At 34.3% G+C, this 21,833-nt stretch carries 21 protein-coding genes, 2 pseudogenes and 1 riboswitch; of the genes and pseudogenes, 9 read left to right on the top strand and 14 right to left on the bottom strand.

From position 1 onward, the window contains the following. Nucleotides 1-30: 30 nt before the first annotated feature. Complete coding sequence (locus tag WAX78_RS02045) at nt 31-948, bottom strand: DMT family transporter (protein ID WP_336480635.1); 918 nt, start codon at nt 946-948, stop codon at nt 31-33. Nucleotides 949-1,095: 147 nt separating this feature from the next. Between WAX78_RS02045 and pdxR the strand changes: the two genes are divergently transcribed. Further along, the gene (gene pdxR, locus WAX78_RS02040; RefSeq protein ID WP_336480634.1) at nt 1,096-2,532 is read left to right on the top strand and encodes a MocR-like pyridoxine biosynthesis transcription factor PdxR; all 1,437 of its coding nucleotides are present in this window, start codon (nt 1,096-1,098) and stop codon (nt 2,530-2,532) included. A gap of 15 nt (nt 2,533-2,547) precedes the next feature. On the opposite strand, the gene WAX78_RS02035 is transcribed toward pdxR, so the two are convergent. The 4 genes from WAX78_RS02035 to WAX78_RS02020 form a co-directional block, all read right to left on the bottom strand. Further along, nucleotides 2,548-3,045, bottom strand: a complete 498-nt coding sequence (locus WAX78_RS02035) for a DUF421 domain-containing protein (protein ID WP_336480633.1) — start codon at nt 3,043-3,045, stop codon at nt 2,548-2,550. Between the two features lie 140 nt (nt 3,046-3,185). Continuing rightward, entirely contained in the window at nt 3,186-3,557 is a 372-nt protein-coding gene (locus WAX78_RS02030; protein ID WP_336480632.1) for an ArsR/SmtB family transcription factor, read from the bottom strand. Beyond that, nucleotides 3,558-3,977 (bottom strand): SRPBCC family protein, encoded by a 420-nt coding sequence (locus WAX78_RS02025; protein WP_336480631.1) that lies wholly within the window; start codon nt 3,975-3,977, stop codon nt 3,558-3,560. A gap of 196 nt (nt 3,978-4,173) precedes the next feature. Then, complete coding sequence (locus tag WAX78_RS02020) at nt 4,174-5,052, bottom strand: SDR family oxidoreductase (RefSeq protein ID WP_336480630.1); 879 nt, start codon at nt 5,050-5,052, stop codon at nt 4,174-4,176. A gap of 228 nt (nt 5,053-5,280) precedes the next feature. Between WAX78_RS02020 and WAX78_RS02015 the strand changes: the two genes are divergently transcribed. From WAX78_RS02015 to WAX78_RS01990, 6 genes and pseudogenes are all read left to right on the top strand, one after another. Next, nucleotides 5,281-5,733, top strand: a complete 453-nt coding sequence (locus WAX78_RS02015; RefSeq protein ID WP_336480629.1) for a PH domain-containing protein — start codon at nt 5,281-5,283, stop codon at nt 5,731-5,733. 45 nt (nt 5,734-5,778) lie between these two features. Continuing rightward, complete coding sequence (locus WAX78_RS02010; protein ID WP_336480628.1) at nt 5,779-6,312, top strand: NTPase; 534 nt, start codon at nt 5,779-5,781, stop codon at nt 6,310-6,312. A 216-nt stretch (nt 6,313-6,528) separates the two neighbouring features. Beyond that, nucleotides 6,529-6,649: riboswitch (glycine riboswitch) on the top strand. Nucleotides 6,650-6,756: 107 nt separating this feature from the next. Beyond that, the gene (locus tag WAX78_RS02005) at nt 6,757-8,124 is read left to right on the top strand and encodes an alanine/glycine:cation symporter family protein (RefSeq protein WP_336480627.1); all 1,368 of its coding nucleotides are present in this window, start codon (nt 6,757-6,759) and stop codon (nt 8,122-8,124) included. Between the two features lie 299 nt (nt 8,125-8,423). Next, nucleotides 8,424-9,386 (top strand): annotated as a pseudogene (locus WAX78_RS02000) (AAA family ATPase). After that, nucleotides 9,386-10,600, top strand: coding sequence for a DUF58 domain-containing protein (locus WAX78_RS01995; protein WP_336480626.1), 1,215 nt, complete (start codon nt 9,386-9,388; stop codon nt 10,598-10,600). Before WAX78_RS02000 ends, WAX78_RS01995 begins: the two are co-directional and overlap by 1 nt. Continuing rightward, nucleotides 10,597-12,816 (top strand): DUF4129 domain-containing transglutaminase family protein, encoded by a 2,220-nt coding sequence (locus tag WAX78_RS01990; protein WP_336480625.1) that lies wholly within the window; start codon nt 10,597-10,599, stop codon nt 12,814-12,816. Before WAX78_RS01995 ends, WAX78_RS01990 begins: the two co-directional genes overlap by 4 nt. Before the next feature lie 414 nt (nt 12,817-13,230). Here WAX78_RS01990 and WAX78_RS01985 read toward each other — a convergent pair whose 3' ends face one another. The 5 genes from WAX78_RS01985 to WAX78_RS01965 form a co-directional block, all read right to left on the bottom strand. Continuing rightward, nucleotides 13,231-14,709 (bottom strand): Lsa family ABC-F type ribosomal protection protein, encoded by a 1,479-nt coding sequence (locus tag WAX78_RS01985; RefSeq protein WP_336480624.1) that lies wholly within the window; start codon nt 14,707-14,709, stop codon nt 13,231-13,233. An 865-nt stretch (nt 14,710-15,574) separates the two neighbouring features. After that, nucleotides 15,575-15,997 carry an SRPBCC family protein gene (locus WAX78_RS01980; RefSeq protein ID WP_336480623.1) on the bottom strand — a complete coding sequence of 141 codons (423 nt, stop codon included), beginning with the start codon at nt 15,995-15,997 and terminating at the stop codon, nt 15,575-15,577. A 22-nt stretch (nt 15,998-16,019) separates the two neighbouring features. After that, a complete protein-coding gene (locus tag WAX78_RS01975) occupies nt 16,020-16,490 on the bottom strand; it encodes an SRPBCC family protein (protein WP_336480622.1) in 471 nt (156 codons plus the stop codon). Nucleotides 16,491-16,748: 258 nt separating this feature from the next. Next, nucleotides 16,749-17,228 carry an SRPBCC family protein gene (locus WAX78_RS01970; RefSeq protein WP_336480621.1) on the bottom strand — a complete coding sequence of 160 codons (480 nt, stop codon included), beginning with the start codon at nt 17,226-17,228 and terminating at the stop codon, nt 16,749-16,751. 3 nt (nt 17,229-17,231) lie between these two features. Further along, entirely contained in the window at nt 17,232-17,555 is a 324-nt protein-coding gene (locus tag WAX78_RS01965; RefSeq protein ID WP_336480620.1) for an ArsR/SmtB family transcription factor, read from the bottom strand. 89 nt (nt 17,556-17,644) lie between these two features. On the opposite strand from WAX78_RS01965, the pseudogene WAX78_RS01960 reads away from it, so the two are divergent. Continuing rightward, nucleotides 17,645-17,925: pseudogene (locus WAX78_RS01960) on the top strand (HAD-IA family hydrolase); the annotation flags it as partial. Here WAX78_RS01960 and WAX78_RS01955 read toward each other — a convergent pair. The 3 genes from WAX78_RS01955 to WAX78_RS01945 all read right to left on the bottom strand — a co-directional run bounded on the left by WAX78_RS01955 (nt 17,909) and on the right by WAX78_RS01945 (nt 20,093). Next, nucleotides 17,909-18,166: a hypothetical protein gene (locus tag WAX78_RS01955; protein WP_336480619.1), complete on the bottom strand. Its 258-nt coding sequence runs from the start codon at nt 18,164-18,166 to the stop codon at nt 17,909-17,911. The pseudogene WAX78_RS01960 and the gene WAX78_RS01955 overlap by 17 nt on opposite strands. 34 nt (nt 18,167-18,200) lie before the next feature. Continuing rightward, nucleotides 18,201-18,677: a DinB family protein gene (locus WAX78_RS01950; RefSeq protein WP_336480618.1), complete on the bottom strand. Its 477-nt coding sequence runs from the start codon at nt 18,675-18,677 to the stop codon at nt 18,201-18,203. A gap of 72 nt (nt 18,678-18,749) precedes the next feature. Further along, entirely contained in the window at nt 18,750-20,093 is a 1,344-nt protein-coding gene (locus tag WAX78_RS01945) for an aminotransferase-like domain-containing protein (RefSeq protein ID WP_336480617.1), read from the bottom strand. Nucleotides 20,094-20,219: 126 nt separating this feature from the next. On the opposite strand from WAX78_RS01945, the gene WAX78_RS01940 reads away from it, so the two are divergent. Next, nucleotides 20,220-21,152 (top strand): DMT family transporter, encoded by a 933-nt coding sequence (locus WAX78_RS01940; RefSeq protein ID WP_336480616.1) that lies wholly within the window; start codon nt 20,220-20,222, stop codon nt 21,150-21,152. Between the two features lie 367 nt (nt 21,153-21,519). On the opposite strand, the gene WAX78_RS01935 is transcribed toward WAX78_RS01940, so the two are convergent. Continuing rightward, the gene (locus WAX78_RS01935; protein WP_336480615.1) at nt 21,520-21,735 is read right to left on the bottom strand and encodes an alpha/beta-type small acid-soluble spore protein; all 216 of its coding nucleotides are present in this window, start codon (nt 21,733-21,735) and stop codon (nt 21,520-21,522) included. Nucleotides 21,736-21,833: the final 98 nt, after the last annotated feature.

Genomic DNA, 21,833 nt, shown 5'->3' with positions numbered 1-21,833 from the left:
TTATGAGAGGTTTTTCTTTTGTAGTAACTCTTACATCTCTTTTTTCAATAGCTTTCCTTGTCTCCAATACACCTCAAGTGTGGATCGATTCGCCATAAAAACACCGATTAAAATGAAACAAGCTCCAATTCCCATTTCTGGTTTAATTGGTTCACCTAAAAATATATATCCTGTTATAACAGCAATTAATGGTGAAACATAAAGCCAAGTAGATGGAAATACAGGATTGGTTTTGGATAATAGCCAATAGTATAAGCCATGCCCACCAATTGAACCTATAAATATTAAATACAGAATGGGCCATTGAACGCTCCATGAAGTTAAGACAGATAGGTTCGGGTGCTCTAATAAGAGAGAAAAAACAATTAGTAATAAACCTCCATAAAACATTTGAATTCCATTAATCAAAAATGGCGAGACATTTGGTAAATTTGATAAAACTTCCTTTGAATGGATCGTACCCATTCCGTAAAAAAATTCTCCTACTAATATAACAAGGCATGCAACACTCCACATATAAGAAAATTGCTGCTGTAAACCCGGTAAAGAAATGCACACTACTCCTATAAGAGCAAGTATAAGGGCAAAAAGTTGTTCCCTTCTCAATTTCATTTTCGTTCGTTTCGTTTGAAGTAATAAAATCATCATTGGACCTGTAGCGGAAAGAACAGCTGCTAATCCCGATGAGATATACTGCTCTGCCCAATATAAAGTTGCAAAGGTCATAAATGTAAGACAAAAGCCAGCAAATATAATTCTTTTTGTTAAAAGGTATGGTATAACTTGTTTCCGTTTCACAATAAAAAACATGATAACAATTATACCTGCTAAAAAGAAACGAATTCCTGCTGAAAAAAGCGGCGGCGCTCCTGCTGCAATTCCTATTTTAATCGTTAAAAATGTCGTCCCAAAAATAATACAAATAAGAAGATAATTAAAAATAACCATAATGCTTCCTCCTTTTCATTGTTGAAATGAGTATAGAGGAAACAGCGTATAACAGTACATCAAGCTATATAACAGTTGTATGAAATTTCAGTTGATTCTAAAGTTTTTTTCGGTTTAAATGAAGATAAAAAAAGACTAGGTGAGATAATGAAGATTGTACTCCGAAAAGAATCTAATGTACCATTCTATCAACAAATCTACGAACAAATCGTTCAGCGTATTCATGGTGGCATGATAGTAGATGGAGATGCCCTCCCTTCTTTACGTACCATGGCAGATGATTTAAAAATAAGTGTATTAACGGTTCGAAAAGCTTATAAATACCTTGAGACAAAAGGGTATGTATATATACAACCAGGAAAAGGAGTTTACATAAGAGGAAAAAGAGATACTTCTCGAAGTATACATGCTCCTTACGACTGGCAACATATGAAAGCTGTTAATGTGATAAGGTCTCAGTATATTATCAATCGTCACAAAAAGTATTATGATTTTTCCCAGGCTATTCTCTACCCACGTCTTTTACCTAATCCGTTTCTATCAGGCGAAATGCAAAAAATATTAGACAAAGACAAAATGATGTTAGCGACATACGGACCTGTACAAGGTGATGAAGAGCTGCGCATAGAAATCAGCAAATATTTAAAAGACTATCAAAGATTAACAGCTGATCCCGCTCATTTATTAATTACTAGCGGTGCCCAGCAAGGGATTGACTTAATCGCTCAAACGTTATTAAAGCCTGGAGACACAGTAATAGTAGAAAGCCCATGTTACGGTGCTGCCATTGATGTGTTTGTTAACAAAGGAATCCATGTTATTCCCGTTGAGCTTGATGAACAAGGCATTCGTGCTGATTTAGTAGATGAGGTATGTCAAAAGAATAATCCAGTTTTGTTATACGTGAATCCTGCTTTTCATAATCCTACTGGAACATTAATGAGTGAACGAAGAAGAAAAGAGCTTATAGAATTAGCAGAATTTTATCATTTTTTTATTATTGAAGATGACTCTTTTGGTGAGATCTATTTTAATGATATTGAGCTTCCGGCTCCTATTAAACATTTTGATAAGAACGGTCATGTCATTTATTTAAAAGGATTCAGTAAAACGTTAGCACCAGGGCTTCGAATTGCAGCCTTAGTCGCAGAAGGGCCAGTATTTGATTGGTTATATGCTGCGAAAGCATTAATGGATATAGGTAGTCCGCTAATAACGCAAAAAGCCATTCTGCCTTTTTTGCGGACGGAAAGAATGAAGAATCATTTAGAAAAACTACGGACTGCCTTACAAATACGTCGGGATGCTACGATAGAAGCACTTGCCCCCTTAACAGATATACTGCATTTTCAAATACCACAAGGTGGCTTTAACTTATGGATTTCCCTTCCGGACTCAATGAATTCATTTGCATTACTTAAAAAAGCAAATGAAGTTGACGTTTCTTTTTTACCAGGAACAGCTTGCTTTGTTCACGAGTCAAAACACGAGTATATGCGTATCAGCTATTCTATGCTAAATGATCAAGATTTAATTGTCGGACTACAAAAACTACGTGAGATAATTTTCGATTTTCAAAAATAGGCATAATTATATTCCTTATTCTTTAGAAATGTATTGACGCAGTACCTTTTCTAGCACTTCACGAGTAACCGGTTGAGCTTGAGCAGTTAATTGATATCCGATACGACCATTTGGCTCTGCAGTTACTTGCTGTAATGTTTGAATGTCATGAATTCCCTGTACTCTTAGATGCATAAATAATTGCTGTTCTGTCATTTTGGCACGTTTTAAATTGTTCTTTAAAAGTTCTCCATCCTTAATAAGAACGATATTATCACCATTTAGAAATTGTTCCACCTTTCGTGATTTCATTTCTAAATAATGAATGATAAGTAAAATCCCAGAAAATATACATGCAGCGAGTATAGTTAGTCCTATTTTTTTATTCAACACTGGTTCTACAATAATTCGTCCAATAGATACAACGATAATAATTTCAGCTCTTGACATTTGACTAAGAGACTTACTTCCCGCAAACTTTAAAACGATAACACCTGTAGCAATTAGTATCATGCTTTCAAGAACAATATTCATCTAGTCCATTCCTTTTACAGCAATTTACACACAGTATTACCATTTTCAAATTAATCTTAATCCTGTTTATGAAATATAAAAGAGTATGTTTAAAACAAATTGTTCCAAACATACTCTTTTTCATTTAGAAGGAAATTATCTTATTCCTCTTGTTTATCCGATTTTGTTTCAATAATTTTCAATCCACTAGCCTCTCCATTCTCAACGATATGTTTCAGAATGGATAATTTATTATTCCAAAATTGTTCGTAAAAAGACAGCCACTGCTTTAATTCTTGTAAAGGTTCTGGTTGCAGCTGATAAATTTTTTCCCTTCCCACCTTTTTTCCACTAACTAGCTTTGCTTCTGAAAGAATGTGAAGATGTTTTGTAACAGCTGTACGACTAATTGGAAAATGAGATGTTATTTCCGAAATAGGTAATTCTTTTTTTGCCAGTAATCGAAGTACCTCTCTACGAGTTGGATCAGCAATCGCCTGAAATACATCATAAGTTTCTGCTGATGGAGACATTTAACCTTCAATAACCTTTTTAAGTTTTTCATTCACAATGGCCATCCAACCATATGCCATTTTATCGCGAACAATAGCACTTTTCTCATTCGCTTTCGGAAGAATAAAGTCAGGTTCTTTCCAACCGCCATGAATGAGTGTGAATTCTGTCTTATCTCCTAAGTCTTTCAAAATAAAAGAAACAATCCAACCGTCTGTATCCCACGCAAAAGAAAGGTGATGAGGCGCATCTATTTCTAATACTTTACATGGAGATGGACCAAAAGGTGATTGGATATGAAATTCATATCCTACTTCTGGTTGAAAATCATTTGGCATAAACCATAGCGCAATACCTTCTGCAGTTGATACTGTTTCCCATACTTTTTGAATAGGTGCTTCTAGCACGATAGTTTGCTTAATATCTTGTAATGTATTCATATTACTTTACCTTCTTTCCTTATTTCAAAATAAAACCTTTTGGTTTCACTTTCATAGAATATAACACCTTATGGTTTCATGTCAATGTTAATTAACCTTTTAGCAATCATTTGAATATTGAAGACGATTGAAATAAATAAAAAACCCGTATGATTACGAGTTTTTATCTATTCTTTCCTAAATCAGTGGAAATTCTTTATAAAGTATGTTGTACATGCTCTTCAAAATATTTTCCCCAATCAGGTTGTCTTCCATCTATATCTTTGAATTTATATTCTCTTGCTAATTCCCACGAGCTAAGCGCTTTTCCTGTTTTCTTATGAACATTCGGATCGCTCGCTAAAGCAGCAATTGCTCTGCCGATAAAAAATGGTGTTTCTGATGCAATAAAGTGCGGATCTTTTTTTGCTCCTTCTTGCCAGTTTTCTTCTGTCACACCGAATAACTCTAACATGGCTTCAGAACGTAGAAACCCTGGGCTCACTGCAACAGATGTTATGTTGTAGGAAACTAAGTCTTTTGCCATTGCTTGTGCTAAATGAATTGTCGAAATTTTAGCAAGACTATAATACAAATTCCCTCGATACTCATAATCAACACCATCTGTAATTTCAATAACAAGCCCTTTCTTGTTTTTCACCATAAGCGGGACACCGTAGTGACTTGTTATCATATGAGAATGTACAGCAGTTGTTTGTATTTGGATTCCATTATCTAAATTATGCTCCCAAAATGGTACGTTCCATTCTGTCAGCGGATCGCCTCCCCATACATCATTCACTAAAATATCTAACTGTCCATTCTGCTCTTTTTCAATCTTCAAAAATAAAGCTGCAACATCTTCTTTCACGGTATGATCGACCCGAACTGCAATTCCTTTTCCGCCTTGTTTCGTTACAAGTTCGGCTGTTTCTTCAATTGTCTCCGCTCTTCCCATGGATGATAAGTTCCCTTTTGTACTTCTTCCTGTCACATACACAGTAGCACCAGCTTCACCAAGCATCATTGCAATGCCTCTTCCGGCACCGCGTGTTGCACCTGCTACTACTGCAACTTTCCCTTGTAGTGGTTTCATAAATTTCTCCTTTGCTTAGTTTTAATTACATTAAATTTTTAAAAACGAACATCTTTCCTCTTCATTCTGCCATCTGATTTCCACATAAGCTACCTTATTTTCAATATTTAGCCCTTAACATGACATATTCCGAATTATACACATGAGAACGTGGTGATATTTGTATATAAGCTCCGGAGTCATCATTTCTGATAAGAAAACATCTCACACAAAGAAGAAGGTGATGTAATGAAATGGAAAGTAAGGCGGGACCGAGAATATTGGTATATGATGGTTGGAACCATCCTGTTATCTAATACACTCCTTTCTCTTCCACTTTGGCTAGACAAAACATTGAATTCTGTAGATTGGCTTATCATCCCAAGTATCATTTTAATATTTGATTTATTTCTGTTATGGGTTATATTCGGGATTCGCTATGAATTACGAGAAAAAAATTTATATGCAAGGTGCGGTCCTTTTTGGTGCAACGTTCCCTATGAAAATATTACAAAGATTCATCCAACTGATGATATGCTTATGGGGTTTCGTCCCGCAGCTGCACTTCATGGTGTAGAAATTCATTATCCAAACGCGATATTTGGCAGTGTCAAACTTTCACCAGAAAACGAAGAATTGTTTATACAAACTTTACTTGCTAAGTGTCCTCATTTACAAAATAGTGAAACAAAACATTTCTAATTCAACAAGTAGTTACTCTTACGACGCAGGAGGAAGTATATCTTTATGGGAAATCATTTTTTTCTAACTGGTAAGCCGAGAGTTGGTAAAACTACAGTTCTAAAGAAAATAATAAGTAAAATTGGGGTAGAAAATTTTAGTGGATTTTATACAGAAGAGATTGTGGAGAATTCTAATAGAACTGGATTTAAAATTGTTTCTCTTAATGGAGAAGAATCAGTAATTGCAGATGTTAATTCTAAAAGTGATATTAGAGTAGGCAGATATGGCGTAAACGTTTCCGAATTTGAAAGGATAGCTATTCAGTCTATTCAAAATAACGCAAAGAAAATTATAGTGATAGATGAGATTGGTCCTATGCAAATTGCCTCCCAAACATTTCTATCTATTATCAATCAATTTATGCAAGATTCACAAACTGTATTAGGGACAATATACTATGATTCTCATCCTAAAATAGATGAAATAAAGACTAATAGTAAAATGAAGATTTATGAATTAACACGGGGAAATTATAATGATGTGCTTTCTAAAGTAATAAATGAATTACGACAGACAAGCCTTTTTCAGCCTAAATAAGCAGATTAAAATCACTGATATATAAATATTAATTATGAATCTATATATTTTTAATTCTTGACTTAAAATATAAATCATGATTATAATAACTCATATTAATTTCATAGCATTCGGATGAACCATACAGGAGAAGATCTTTTGATCTACCGATGGGGCAAAAAGCTGGTCGGACAGCTTTGAAACTCTCAGGTCTTGTATTCAAGTAGAACTGTATGGGGACGAATCTCTGGAGAGACTCCCTCCTATTGCATAGCAAAAAGGAGGAAACAGAGCACCGAAGGAGCAAATCCGCTATTACAGCGGATAATCTCTCAGGTAAAAGGACAGAGACAAGCGACAGAAAATACCGATTCCCGAATCGGTTTATTTTTCTATTCCTTGTATCTCCAGAGACCATTTCGTTTATATGAAATGGTTTTTTATTTTTTGTAAAGGAGAATAAAGATGGAAACAGCAAATCAAGTATTAGAAGTAATCAATCATTACGTATGGGGACTACCTACACTGTTACTGCTTGTTGGAACAGGAATCCTCCTTACAGTACGCCTACGAGGCTTACAATTTATTAAACTATTATATGCACATAAGTTAGCATTCGGAAAATCAGAGGACAAATCTTCTAAAGGAGATATTAGTCATTTCCAAGCATTAATGACTGCGATGTCAGCCACTATTGGTATGGGGAATATCGCAGGCGTTGCAACTGCAGTTGCAATCGGAGGACCTGGCGCAATATTTTGGATGTGGATTACTGCCTTGTTTGGAATGGCAACAAAATATTCAGAAGCTATTCTTGCGGTAAAGTATCGCATTCATGGAGCTAACGGTGAATACTCTGGTGGCCCAATGTATTACTTAGAACGCGGGTTAGGAAAGAAATGGCTCGCTATATTGTTTGCTATTTTTGGTACAACAGCTTCATTTGGAATTGGAAATATGGTGCAGTCCAATTCTGTTGCTCAAGCCATGAAAATTAATTTTTCCTTATCACCTGTCGTGACTGGAATTGTAATGGCGATTTTCATCGCAATAGTCATTTTAGGCGGAGTTAAAAAAATAGGGAAAGTGACAGGTTATTTCGTTCCAATTAAAGCTTTCTTTTATATACTTGCTGGACTTATTATTATTTTTTATCATATAGATCAAATTCCAGAAGCATTTCAGCTTATCTTTTCAGGTGCTTTTAACGGCACTGCAGCTGCTGGTGGTTTTGCCGGTGCAACAGTTGTTTCAGCTATTCAAATCGGGATGGCACGAGGTGTATTTGCAAACGAAGCGGGACTTGGAAGTGCACCAATTGCAGCAGCTGCTGCAAAGACTGATTCCCCCGCTAAACAAGCACTCGTATCTATGACAGGAACGTTCCTTGATACATTTGTCGTATGTACAATCACTGGTTTAGTACTCATTACAACAGGTGCTTGGAATTCTGGGAAAACAGGCGTTGAAGCGACGACCTTTGCATTCCAAACTGTATTTGGAAATGCCGGAAGTATGATTCTTGGCATTGCAATTATTTTATTTGCTTACTCAACAATGTTAGGCTGGTCATACTATGGAGAGAAATGCGTTGAATATCTATTTGGCCGTAATGCCGTTCGATACTACCGTTTCATTTTTGTTGGTATGGTCGCGTTTGGAGCAAATTTAAAACTAGGACTTGTTTGGACATTTTCTGATATCGCTAACGGACTAATGGCAATCCCAAATTTAATTGGTCTTATTGGATTAAGTGGAATCGTAGTTACAGAAACAAAGCGCTTTTTACAAGCAGAAAAATCAAAGAATTCTAACAATCAGATTGCAAGTTAATCTAACTGAAAAGGCTGTAGAGTGTTTATTCATTCACTATACAGCTTTTTCTTATTGGACTATACTTCATGTGCATATCATCTAGAAATGAGATGACATATTTTAAAAGCATAGAGTAGGATTTTCTTAGAAAGTATAGAAGTTATAAAGTAATTAAAAGAGGCAGTTCCCTCAACAGTATCACCACTTAAAAAATTTATAGTTTCTTAAATTGATAATCCACCACAACATACCTAAAAACTCAATTCTTATTTGCATAAATCATAACTACAAAAGAAATTTAAATTAGGAGGTGTACGATGACGCAACTCGATTCATTACATCCAATTGTAGAAAAGATAATCGACAATGTCGAAAAAGTGATGGTCGGAAAACGAAAAGAAGCGATTCTTACCTTGACAGCTCTTTTAGCTGAAGGTCATGTACTATTAGAAGATGTTCCAGGTGTTGGAAAAACAATGCTGGTACGCACCCTCGCTAAGTCAATCGATGCTGATTACAAACGAATTCAATTCACACCTGATTTACTACCGTCAGATGTAACAGGTGTTTCTATTTATAATCCGAAAGAGCTGCAATTTGAGTTCAAGCCAGGACCAATTATGGGGAATTTCGTGCTTGCTGATGAAATTAATCGTACATCACCGAAGACCCAAGCCGCCTTACTTGAAAGTATGGAAGAAGGTAATATTACAATAGATGGCATAACTCACCCGTTACCAAAGCCGTTTTTTGTAATGGCCACGCAAAATCCAGTTGAATATGAAGGAACATACCCTTTGCCTGAAGCTCAGCTCGACCGTTTTTTGCTGAAATTGAAAATGGGCTATCCTACACCAGAAGAAGAATTTGAAGTTTTAAATCGTATGGAAAAAACAAATCCACTCTGACTCCTACAGGCTATTATTACAATAGAAGAATTATTGAAATTACAAAAAAGTGCACGAGAAATATATATAGAAAAAGCAATCAAGCATTACATTGTAAAACTTGTCAATCAAACTCGGTCCTATAATTCTATACAACTAGGTGCAAGTCCACGCGGTTCTATTGCTTTAATGAAGGCTTCACAGGCTTATGCGCTCATCCATGGCAGGAATTATGTGATTCCAGATGATGTTAAATTTTTAGCTCCTTATGTTTTATCTCATAGACTTATTCTAAAAATGGAAGCGAAATTTGAAGGAATAACAGGAGAAAAAGTTATCGCAAAAATCATCGCACGAACTTCAGTACCAACTCAAAGGAAGATGAATTTTTGATGAAACAGATACTACGATCAATTTATAATGTTGGAAAGTTATTGCTGATTCCCGTATCCCTTGTCTTAACATTTGTATATGCTATGCTGCAAGGAGGATTTGTAAGCTGGTTCTTATTTTACAGTATCGTCCCTTTTGGCTTTTATTCATTGCTACTCCCCTTTTTCGCTTTGAGGGATGCTGAAGTGAGACGCATAACCAATCAAAAAGAATACATAGCTGGCGAACAATTTCGAAGCACTATTATAATAGAAAGAAAAATTCCTTTTCCCTTACTTTATATAATTATAGAAGATAAATTGCCCCCACAATTTGCAAATAGTAAACAATCAAGTGCCGCCAAAGTGATATTATTTCCAGGATTTAAACGAAATATTTCGTATCAATATAGAATTGACACAATCCCTAGGGGAGAACACACTTTTTCAAGCGTACGTGTAAAAATTGGAGATATCTTCGGTGTTATTGAAAAAGAAATGATATTTTCAGTTCCTAATACATTTTTAATCTATCCTCGATATGTAGATATAACTTACCGAAAATTAGAAAACCATTTCGAACAAGGGGCGCTCCCAGCAAATATAAATGTAACAAAAGATTCTACAGTCTCAGTTGGTGTCAGAGAATATAAAACTGGTGATCGTTTTTCATGGATTGATTGGAAAGCAACCGCCCGCAGAAACAATATTATGACAAAAGAATTTGAACAACAGCGGGGTCATGATGTCATGATTTTCATAGATAGAACCCCATCTCCCCTATTCGAATCAGTCGTTACGTTTACAGCTTCTCTCGTGAGAGCTGTCTTAAAACAAGATTCACAAACGTCTTTCGTGTCTATCGGAAAAGAACAGACTGTTTTCCCTTTACATTACGGAGATATCCAGTTTCAACAAATCTTTTGTCATTTAGCAAAAGTGCAAGCAGACAGTATATTTCCATTCTCTCAAACTGTAGAAATGGAATTAAGAAAAATGTATCAGCCAGTAACAGTTATACTTGTGACAAGTGATCTTTCCCCTGATATTCTAAAAGCAGCTGAAAATGTTGCAATGAAGAATAGAAGATTGATGGTGTTTGTTGCAAAAGAAAAAGCGAACCAATTCTCAAATCGGGAACTAAGTATACTAGAAACGCTTCAAAAGCGAAAAATATTTGTAAAAGCGATTTATGATAATCATTATGCAAATGTGTTTTTTGAGGTGAACAAATGATAACACTACGTGCAAACAATCAATGGAATATGAGCAGGTTCTTAATGCATGTAAGCGGGTTTCTTCTTTTACTAGAATGGTTAAGACCGCTTATAAACATTACGAACATAGGGAGATTAGATATTTTTGTAATATTTATAGGAATTTGCTTCACTCTCTCTTTTTTTCAAATACGGTGGCAGATTGCAATAAAGATTGTAATCATCTTATTCATCATTCATTCCGTATATTATAAAGGTACTTTTATGAATCCATCTTGGCTGACAGTATTCTTTTCTGATATTTCTCAAAACACCTCCCTGCTTTCTCAGGGGAATTTGCAAGATATTTCCGCTGTTTTTCCTACCTTCTTGCTTTTTCTAGTACTTTGGTTTTTATGTTTTCTCATCTCTTATTGGGTAGTTCGTCAAAAACGCGGACTGTTATTTCTTGTATTAACTATTATTTATATCACGACTTTTCATAACTTACACTTATACAACGCAAATCACGCTATTATTCGTACCGTTGTCATCGGTTTTTTTATGCTTAGTCTTCTTCAAATCGAACGGATACAAATGATTGAACACTTGCAAAATTATTCAAGACACATATCAAAATTACTTAGACCACTTACTATGTTTATTGTATTATCAGCAACCATCGCATACTTTGCTCCAAAGTTTGGCCCTCAATGGTCAAATCCTATGACTTTTTTGAAGTTCGATACATCTACAGCAAGTAAAGAAGTTGAAGTTTCTAAAATTGGATATGGTATGGATGATTCTCAATTAGGCGGACCTTTTAAACCAGATGATACAGTTGTTTTCACCGCGCAAACACAAAACAGTCAATATTGGAGGGTAGAAACAAAAGATTTTTATACCGGAAAAGGTTGGGAAGTTTCTGAGGAACCAAAAAAAAATTCTTTTAAGAGTAAAAATAACGTAGTGACCTGGTACGAATCAAATACAAAAACAGATACAGCCGTAGCAACGATTAACATGCAAAAAAGTTATCCTCATCTTATTTATCCCGCAGGATTAGTGTCAGTTGAAACTGTTTCTGAAAATGTATCATTCAGTATTGATCCATTTTCAGAAAAAATTTATACGATGAAAGAAGGCTCCTCTATCTCTTTAAACAAATATAAAGTGACTTATGAAATCCCTCAGTTTTCCACAGAAAACTTGAAAGCTGCAAAAAAGGATGAGGGTATGGAGACAAGTCCCTATTTCATGACAAAATATACACAGCTTCCCAAATCATTACCACAAAGAGTAAGGGATCTGGCAGTAGACCTTACAAAAGACAAAGATAATCAGTACGATAAAGTATTGGCTATTGAAAGCTACTTCACAGACAATTCCTTTGTATATGAAACAGAACATGTTTTGGTTCCTAAAAAAGACCAAGATTATGTAGATCAATTCATCTTTGATACAAAAAGCGGATACTGTAATAATTTTTCGACATCCATGATTGTGTTACTTCGTTCTGTCGGCATTCCCGCACGCTGGGTAAAAGGCTATACCGAAGGCGCTCTTGATAATTTAGAGAGTGATAGTGTCTATAAAATTACGAATAATAATGCACACTCTTGGGTCGAAGTATATTTTCCAGGATACGGCTGGGTCCCATTCGAACCAACAAAGGGCTTCAGCAACCCATATAATTTTATAAAAGACGCTCCGGCTTCCGGTTCACAAAATAGCGAAGTGATTAATCCTAACAATGAACAAATACAGCAGAAAAATAATGAAACGAAACTCAAAAATTTAATAGAAAATACCGAAGAAGTCTCTGCCAAAAAAATTACGAATTCAAAAAAAGAATTTTCTTGGTGGTACTTATTCCTCTCTATCATATCAATGAGTATAATTGGCTACATTCTCTTTGCAACTAGAATGAAGTGGCTTACATTTTTCATTATTCTCTTCTATAAATACAGAAAAGACGATGCTGTTTATCCAAAAGCTTACGCTGCACTTTTAAAACAATTTGCCAGAATCGGCATTCCACGTAATGAGAGCCAAACATTACGAGAGTATGCAATCCATGTAGATATGCTTTATAACTCGACTGATATGCAAAAGCTCACGCTCAGTTATGAGAATACTATTTATCAAAAGGAGCAGGCCACATCGGAATGGAGAAAATCCATACAATTATGGGAACAACTCATGAAAAAAGCAGCTTCTCTGCCCAAATCACTTGACTTTGATGTAGGAATTTAGTTTTGTTGAAGCAAATGAAAAAAAGACACCTCAACTTATTCTTATCAAGACCTAAACGGTAAATAGTCATAAAAAATTAAGGGTGTTACATATTAGTCATGACTAATATGTAACACCCTTTTACTTTTTGTTCAATAGACGCGCCCAATTGTTGTTTTAGAATAAAGTTTGTTCAAATTAATCCTGTATCATTCAAACCTAAACATCTTCTTTAATAGTAGGAAAACCTTTTGGTCTTATATCATATTCTCATTTAAGAATGTATTCTGTTAATATGTATCCTACTTTTCCTATTAAAAATCCTAATTTCTCAATTTATTGTAGAGAAATTAGGATTTTTTCATCACTCCATTAAAGCGCCCTATAGTTTAATGACTTGATTTACTGATTATATCTTCAATCATTCACTTTGAACTACATAGATATAGTTTTTGTTGCAACTGTTTGTTGAAATGCCTTATCATGCTCAACAATAACCATTGTGGGATTAAATTGTTGAATAAGCTCTTCAATCTGCATACGCGAATAAATATCAATAAAATTTAATGGTTCATCCCATATATATAAATGAGCTTTTTCACATAAACTTTTAGCGATAAGTAGCTTTTTCTTTTGTCCACCAGAATAATGAGATATATCTTTCTCAAATTGAATTCGGTCAAAATCCATCTTACGTAGGATGGATTTAAATAACGTCTCATCAATCTCGTGCTCTTCAATAAAGTCCGATAACAATCCCTTCAAATGAGAAGTATCTTGTTGGACATAGGAAATGATGAGTCCTGAACTTAAATTAACTGAGCCTGTATGCTGTATTGGATCTCCTAGAATTAGTTTTAGGATACTACTTTTCCCGCTTCCATTCTTTCCATCAAGTATAATTCGATCCCCTTGTTCAACTATGAAGCGAATTGGTTCATTTACTATTTGGTCATCATACTTAACAGACACATCAGCCAAAACAACCAATTCATTTGACTGAAATTTCAATTGTTCTAATTTTAACGACTCAGTTTTCTCCACATTTTTTAGTAATTTTGACTTTTCTTCAATAGCTTTTTGTTGCCTTGATTCGAGGTTCTTCGCTTTCTTCATCATCTTGGCCGCTTTATGTCCTACAAAACCCTTATCTAACTTAGATCCTGAATTCCTTGTTCCATTTTTGGAAGCTTCTACTTGATGAGACCAATCTGCTGAACGCTTTGAAGACTGTTTTAATCTCCCTATGTCTTTTTGTAGACGCTCATTTGTAGCCTCTTCATGTTCCTGCTGTCTATCAAAATTTAACTTCCAAGAAGAATAGTTACCACTTTGAACTTCAATATTTGCTCTATTTATAGATAAGATATGGTCAACACATCCATCTAAAAAGATTCTGTCATGTGAAATTAAAATAAACCCTTTTTTCTTCCTTAGATAATCAGAGACCATCTTTCGTGCATCAGTGTCTAGATGATTTGTTGGCTCATCAATTAATAGAAATTGACCCTCATTCAAAAACAGTGCAGCAAGCAACACCTTTGTTTGTTCTCCATTTGATAATGTTTTAAATGGTCGATACATGGCCTCGGCATCAACATTTAAATAAGATATTTCACGCAGAAATTCCCAATCTTCTGCTTGGGGACAAATTTCTTCAAGGATTTCATGAGTAAATTTGTTCTTATCCGAAACTGGATAAGGGAAATAATTAAATTCTACCGAAGCAGTGATTTTCCCACTATACTCATAATTCCCTAATAATAAATTAAAGAATGTCGTTTTACCCCGTCCGTTTCTACCAATAAAACCTAGTTTCCAATCCGTATCTATTTGAAAGTTTACACCTTCAAAAATATTATCAAAGCTACCTGGGTATGAAAAAGTTAAGTCTTGAACATTTATCATTGACATAATAATTCCTCCTTTATATATCAACACTTTTCATATAAAGTCGGAAAATCCATCAATTTTTTAATTCCTCCATATAAGTTTGATGGATATTAACGACTTATATAGAGCATTACATGTGTAACAATAGTGTCTGAATTACTCATTTTTCTCTCTCCTTTATTTGTTAGGTTACAATTACGGATTAATAAATATCAACTTACCTATAAGAGAATAAAAAAATCCTCCCTATTAAATTTGGCAGGATTAGTCGTTTATATTATTGATACCCAATTAAGCTACTTTATTAAATAGCTTTACTTTATTATGAAAAATGGGTAGACTAATCCTATTTTTTATAATTTGAAATTTAAAATATCCAATTTCAACATTTAAAAATAAGATTAGTTAATCATCGTCCACCCATCATCCTTTCTGTCATTAGTAGTAATATTGTAGCATGATAATGTTGTATTAGTAAATGAGACATTTGTAGTACAAAAAGCTTGGTTTTAGAGAAAAGGAGTGTTTTTTTCGTTATCCTTTTTTATATTTTTTAGGCGCAATCCTCTAATAAGGATTGTGCCCGTTTGTTAAAGATCGATTAACTTATTTTAGCTGTTTATTTATCCCGCTATTCGCGGGCAGTAATACTCCCGCCTCAAAATTCGGTGAAAATAAAGAAATTAGGTGGGAGTATTACTGCTCGTAAAATCCCGATTGGTGAAGTCTGATAATCAGTGGGGGAGGAAGAAAGCTCCCACTGATTAAAGTTTCACTTTATTTCAGAACATTATAGAAGCATCTTTATAAGGTATAATGTCAAGAATTTTCGAATTTATAATGTTAAAACTTTTTCAAAAAAAGAGCCAAAAAATTAATCAGATAGTTATTTAACTAATGCTGCTCTTAAATTAACACCATATTCCAAATATCCCTTTAAGCAGGTCAACATATAAACCCAACCCTCTTTATTATCAATCAATTGATTTATTAACTCATTATCATTTTCTCTAAAACCTTCTTCGTTAACTTCAATAATTGTACTCGAATTATCCAATTCTTTTAGCGTAATTGTAACAATATGTCCTTCCGCCCATTGATATACAATTTTCTTATTTATCTCGACTTTCATTATTTCTATATCTACTTGAGCATCATATTCATCATATCTCAATGTAACCGTCTTGCCTTGTTCCCATCTTTCGGAGCTCGATGAGAACCAAAAATCCCTGATTTTCGAAGGATCTACAAATGCTTCAAATACTTCATTAGTTGGCTTTAATATTTTCATTTTTGTAAGGTTGTTCATACTAAATCAACTCTCTTTCTGTTTAGTAACGATCCATCATCTTATTGTCTAGGTTTTCAAGTACAAATGGCCAAGCGTGTTCGGCTTGATTCCTTGACTCCTCATCTGGAAACCCTGCTTGAATAAGATATAGCTTTGTGCCATATCCGTGAGGTTCAAGCTTAACCGTGACAACTGTTTCAGCTCCTTTTGTTCCTTCAGCACCCGTAACCCATGTCATTTCTACGAGATGATTTTGCTCAAGTCTTAAAAATCGTCCGTAATGTGGATGACGCTGCGCCTCACTATGTAAATCAAATTTGTAGATTGTCTCAAAGAAAAAGACTTCATTGACCTCTGCCTTCATTAGTACTGATCCAGGTGCTGCAAACCAGTGATCAATCTGCTCTGTCCACCCTTTGAACAGCGCTTCCGGCGAAGAATTCATTAATCGTTCAACTGTTAGATTAAACGGTCTGGATGAGAGGTCAGGTATTGTAATCGGATTTTTCATTTAAACATATCTCCTTTCGGAAAATAGTGGTGTTTAGTTTGTTACAACAATACTGTGATTGGTTTTGGTGTCAAGAGGTTTCACGTTTTGAAAAAGCTTTTAAATTGCTTAAAATAGCTAGCCATCTATTGTTAAATTCTCAAATGTATCGTCTTTATTCACGATGTCCACAGGTGTCCTTTAATGGGAGATCGTTCTACAACACCTGTGCTACATGGATATTACAGATACATCATCTTTAGTTGAATATTAAATTCACTATAATTGTTTAACTATCCTTACATACTTCTCATGCCATTTTTCCCATTCACCTTTTGGAAAGTCCATATATTGACCGTCCAGTAAAGTACTGAACATATCTAGACATACATGCCATCCAGCTAAATCTTTTGAAGTATGATCACTCAAGGTAGGAATATATTCTTTTAATACTAATAAACAACCATCATCTTTAGGAAATAACTCGAATCGCACCCAACCTTCTCCCCATTCGTACTGCAAGTATTCCAGTTCTTTGAAATCTATAATCGAAATATCAATAGATTTACCCGTCCCGTCGTTCATATTGAACTTAATTATTCCGCCTTTTCGAAGGTCTACAACTTGTAAGTTCGACATCCATTTTTCCAATTTTCCATTTTCAGTTAATGTGGCCCAAACCTTTTCAACTGAATAATGTAGTGGTCGATTATATGTGGCTACATAGCCATCCTCAAACTTCTCTACAACTGCTAGCATACATTACTCCTCCTCGTCTAATAATTGTTCTAGCATATCTAACTTGTCTGACCAGTACTTTCGATAAGGTTCTAACCAGTTATCAATTTCTGCAAGGGGCTCCGCATTTAAATGGTAAATATTTTTTTGGGAATCCTTAATGATTATTACTAGCCCAGCTTCTCTTAATTTTCGAAGGTGTTTAGAAACTCCTGGCTGGCTTAATTGTGTACACTCAACCAATTCTCCAACAGACCTTGGTCGTTTTCTAATAAGATCTATTATTTTTCTACGGTTTTCTTCAGCTATTACTTCAAACAAACTTGTGGTATATTTTTTCTTACTCATATTCATCACATTCCTATACATTTTATAACCACTTAGTTATATTACCGAACGGAAATGAATGAGTCAAATTAATTGATTATACTCCAATTAGCTCACCTCTCTGTAATACGTTTGAGCATATTATTATTTCTGAAGAGACTGGATTCCAGAAACCCAAAAAAGTATTTTCGATTATGCATTTTCCAAGCTACAGATTACAGATAAAGCTAAAGTATTGCTCGTAGGCGATTCTTTGACTTCCGATATTCAGGGAGGCATAAATTACGGGATTGACACTTGCTGTTTCAATCCGCATCTTAAAGAAATCCATTTAGGAATTAAGCCGACTTATGAAATCCGTAACCTAACGGATCTTATAGAGATAATCTAGTCGTTTCATTTTGATATAAAAAAATAATAGCCTTATTACACTTCACTTCATATGTAGCAAGGCTATTATTTTTGTTTTTAAATAAACATAGAAGAAAATAGTAGCTTTTAATCTCCCTCGCCATCTCCTGAACTGCCACATCCACTATCACACCCATTATCACTATCCCAATATCCTCATGATGAGTCTGAAGAACGATTTCCGGAATTTCTTCTCCTGTTCGTATTTTTATTTGTCTCATTTTTAATTTTCTTTAGCATCATCAATATTTATAACTAACTTTTACTTCCTCCAAAGCTTAAGAATTCCTTAATTTGTTTAATATGATGGTTGTCATGTTCCATCATTCCTTTAAAATATTCATTTACTGTCATTTCATTTGACCCTATGTGGAAAATAACCTCTAAATTACTATCTACTAATAAATCTAATAGTCTTCTTCTTGTTTCACATACCTCTTGAATTAGTTGTGCCTTACTAATTCCTGAATGTGCATACTCCTCCGCCAACCTATTCATATCTTCTAGATTCACTTTAGATTTTGGAAGTAAATCCCCATTAACCATACCTTCAAGACGTTCCTCTAAAATATATCGATCCCAATACATGAAATGAGAGATAATTGCAGCCGTTGACCATTTCCCTTCACAAATAGGACTAAAAAATATCTTTTCATTTACTGCCTCTAAAGAAATGAGAAAAAGGATTAACTCATTTAATTCTCCTATAACGCAATGAATTGAATTTCTCAAGATTCTCCTCTCCTATCACAATAGTTTGCTCATATGAACTCATCTCAAAAGTTATGATAAACCCGTTTTGATTTATATACGTTTCATCTCCTCAATCATCTTACATATTCCCTCTGCAATCATTTCTTCCTTTACATTTGATACATTTAATTTCAATATTTTTTCTTTCGGAAACGAAGATAAATAATTTTTTTCAATTGAATCTAGCAATACTTTATTTTTTATTAACTGTCGAAGAAGTGGTTCAACTATAACTCTCTTATCTAAAGTAATATGTGTATGAACACACGGTAAATTCGCATCGTGGTATTGAAACAACTGTTTGTTCGTAATACTCCATTCTTTCAAAGAAGCGGCTAACCTCTTGGATCTTTCATAATAGGAAGCGCGAATTTTTTGTTTATGCCGATCAAACATTCCGCTCTTTATATACACTTCTAAAGCTGCCTGTGAAATCATTGAGCTATCGATATCTAGTAATTTTTTATATGTTAAGAAAATTTTCATTAGACAATTAGGTATAACCGCAACACCAACTCGTAATCCTGGAAAAATAATTTTAGAGTAACTTTTCAAATAAATAACATGAGAGAAGTCATCGTAACTATACATCGGATCCGCTTTAGCATCTCTTTCTAAATCTGCTAAATAATCATCTTCTACAATAAACACATCATATTTCTTTGCTAAACGTACAATAGCTTCCTTGTCTTTCTTTGAATACGATGTACCTAACGGATTATGAAACCTCGGCATTGTATAAAAAAATTTAATATCTTCTGTTTGAAATATATGTTCTAATTCGTTTAAATTTATCCCTTCGGCTGTTCGTTCTATTCCCATAACAGGGATGTTGTGCGTTTCTAAATACTCGATAAATAAATGATAACTTGGCTGTTCAATTAAAATCGTTTTCTTTTTATTTGGAAACGGAATAGAAGTTAACAAAGACAGCGCTTGCTGCACGCCAGATGTAATAAAAATATTCTCTTCATTCGTAAACACTTGATAATTCGTTAATTGTCTTTGAACAACCCGAATTAACGATGGCAACCCTTTCGGAGTCCCGTATATAAATAAGTCATTTTTATATGTATCAATTGCTTTATTAATACAATGCTGAAAATCTAAATATGGAAAAACATCTGGATCAGGTGCAGATGTTGCAAAATCTATTACACCACTATCGCTAACATAACCTTCGTTTATTTTTTTCACAACATAGTATCCGCTTTTCAAAACGGAGTATATCATATGCCGTTTTTCTAACTCTTGAAGTGCACGAATAATTGTACTTTTCGTGCATTGATATTGCGTACTTAAAGATCGAATAGAAGGTAATTTATCCCCTTCTTTTAATTCCCCATTTTGGATTAAGCGTTCTAAATCATTGAAAACGTTTAAATATTTATACACACTTACACCTCTATATATTTTCTGTACCGGTACAGATGACATTTATTTGTATTGTAGCACCCACAAGAAAACATTACCATTTACGTATACTGGCCAGTAAGAAAATTCATTATATGAGGTGTGAATATGACACAAACAAAAAAAGCATACGCCGCAGCTATTCTTTATACATCCATAATTGGTTTTTCATTTATGTTTGTAAAGTTAACTCTTACAGTCACGGGACCACTTGATACGTTAGCTCATCGATTTACCATTTCTTTTCTTGTTGCAACCATTCCAGTAATATTCGGTTTTGTCAAATTAAATATCACATTTAAAAACATGCTTTCTATTTTACCAGTAGCAATCCTATACCCAGCTTTATTCTTTACTTTTCAAGCATTTGGATTAGTGTATACATCATCTTCTGAAGCCGGCATTATTCAAGCTACCATTCCTATCTTTACAATGGTATGTGCCTCTTACTTTTTAAAAGAACGAACAACAATTTGGCAAAAGCTTTCGCTTCTTTTATCTGTATCTGGTGTCATCTACATTTTTGCTATGAAAGGATTTGGTTCTCATACTACTAGTTTTATCGGAGTTATACTCATTCTCTTATCAGCATTATCGTCAGCTGGTTATAGCGTTCTAGCAAGAAAGATGACAAAACAATTTCGATTAGTTGATGTAACATATATGATGACTACAATTGGGTTTGTTTGTTTTAATGCACTGTCTATCGGAAATCATATTGCTTCGAGAACGATAAATTTATATTTTCAGCCCTTTACAAGCCCATTATTTCTAATTTCAATCTTATATTTAGGAATTCTTTCTTCATTGTTAACAGCATTTCTATCAAATTACGCTTTATCCATTATGGAAGCATCAAAAATGAGTGTATTTAGCAATGTATCCACTTTAATTACGATGTTCGCTGGTGTAATCTTCTTGCAAGAAGATCTTGCATACTACCATATCATTGGGGCAGTCATGATTATTCTCGGTGTATTAGGTACAAACTTTTTAGATAAAAAATTCATATTAGCGAAGAAGAAAAATGTTAGTTTGTAAAAGAAAAAGCCTGTTTTGAATATCATCAAAACAGGCTTTTAACTACTTTATTGATAAAGTGAAACTTTAATCAGTGGGGGTTTTCTTCATCCCCCACTGATTATTAGTTGAACCAATCGGGCTTTTACGGGCAGTTTATCTCCCACCTAACTTCTTTGCTTTCACCGAATTTTGAGGTGGGAGTATTACTGCCCGTTAATGCGGGATAAAAATGGATTTCAAAAAAATTATAACGTTACAATAATTACTTAATTACTTAATTATGGATTTCAATGAAGTAGAATATAAGGAGGGGACTTTAAAATCTTAACTTAATATGTGTACGGCAATCCCCCCTAAAATAATAAAAGAGAAAGCAAACGTTATTTTAGTGAATTCGATATTGTCCAGCTAGCTTTTCTTCGCCCATTCGTACTAAGCGTTTTGTAATTTCTCCCCCAACTGTTCCATTTGCGCGTGCTGTTGTATTTGGACCGAGTGTGATCCCGAATTCACGTGCAATTTCATATTTCATTTGCTCAATCGGGCTCTTTGCGTTTGATATAAGAATTTCATTGGTATGATTATGTTCTTGAATATTCATCTTTAGCACCTCCATTTTATTGGTAAATAATGTGCTCATATTCCAGATAAATATGCATATCAACCAAAAAAAGTATAAAACCTGCACGTTATGTAATT

Origin of the sequence: Bacillus yunxiaonensis (assembly GCF_037104695.1) — a bacterium.
In the GTDB taxonomy this organism is placed as follows: Bacteria; Bacillota; Bacilli; order Bacillales; family Bacillaceae_G; genus Bacillus_A; species Bacillus_A yunxiaonensis.
Note: the sequence above shows the minus strand (reverse complement) of the source record. Positions and strands in the feature narration are given on the sequence as shown.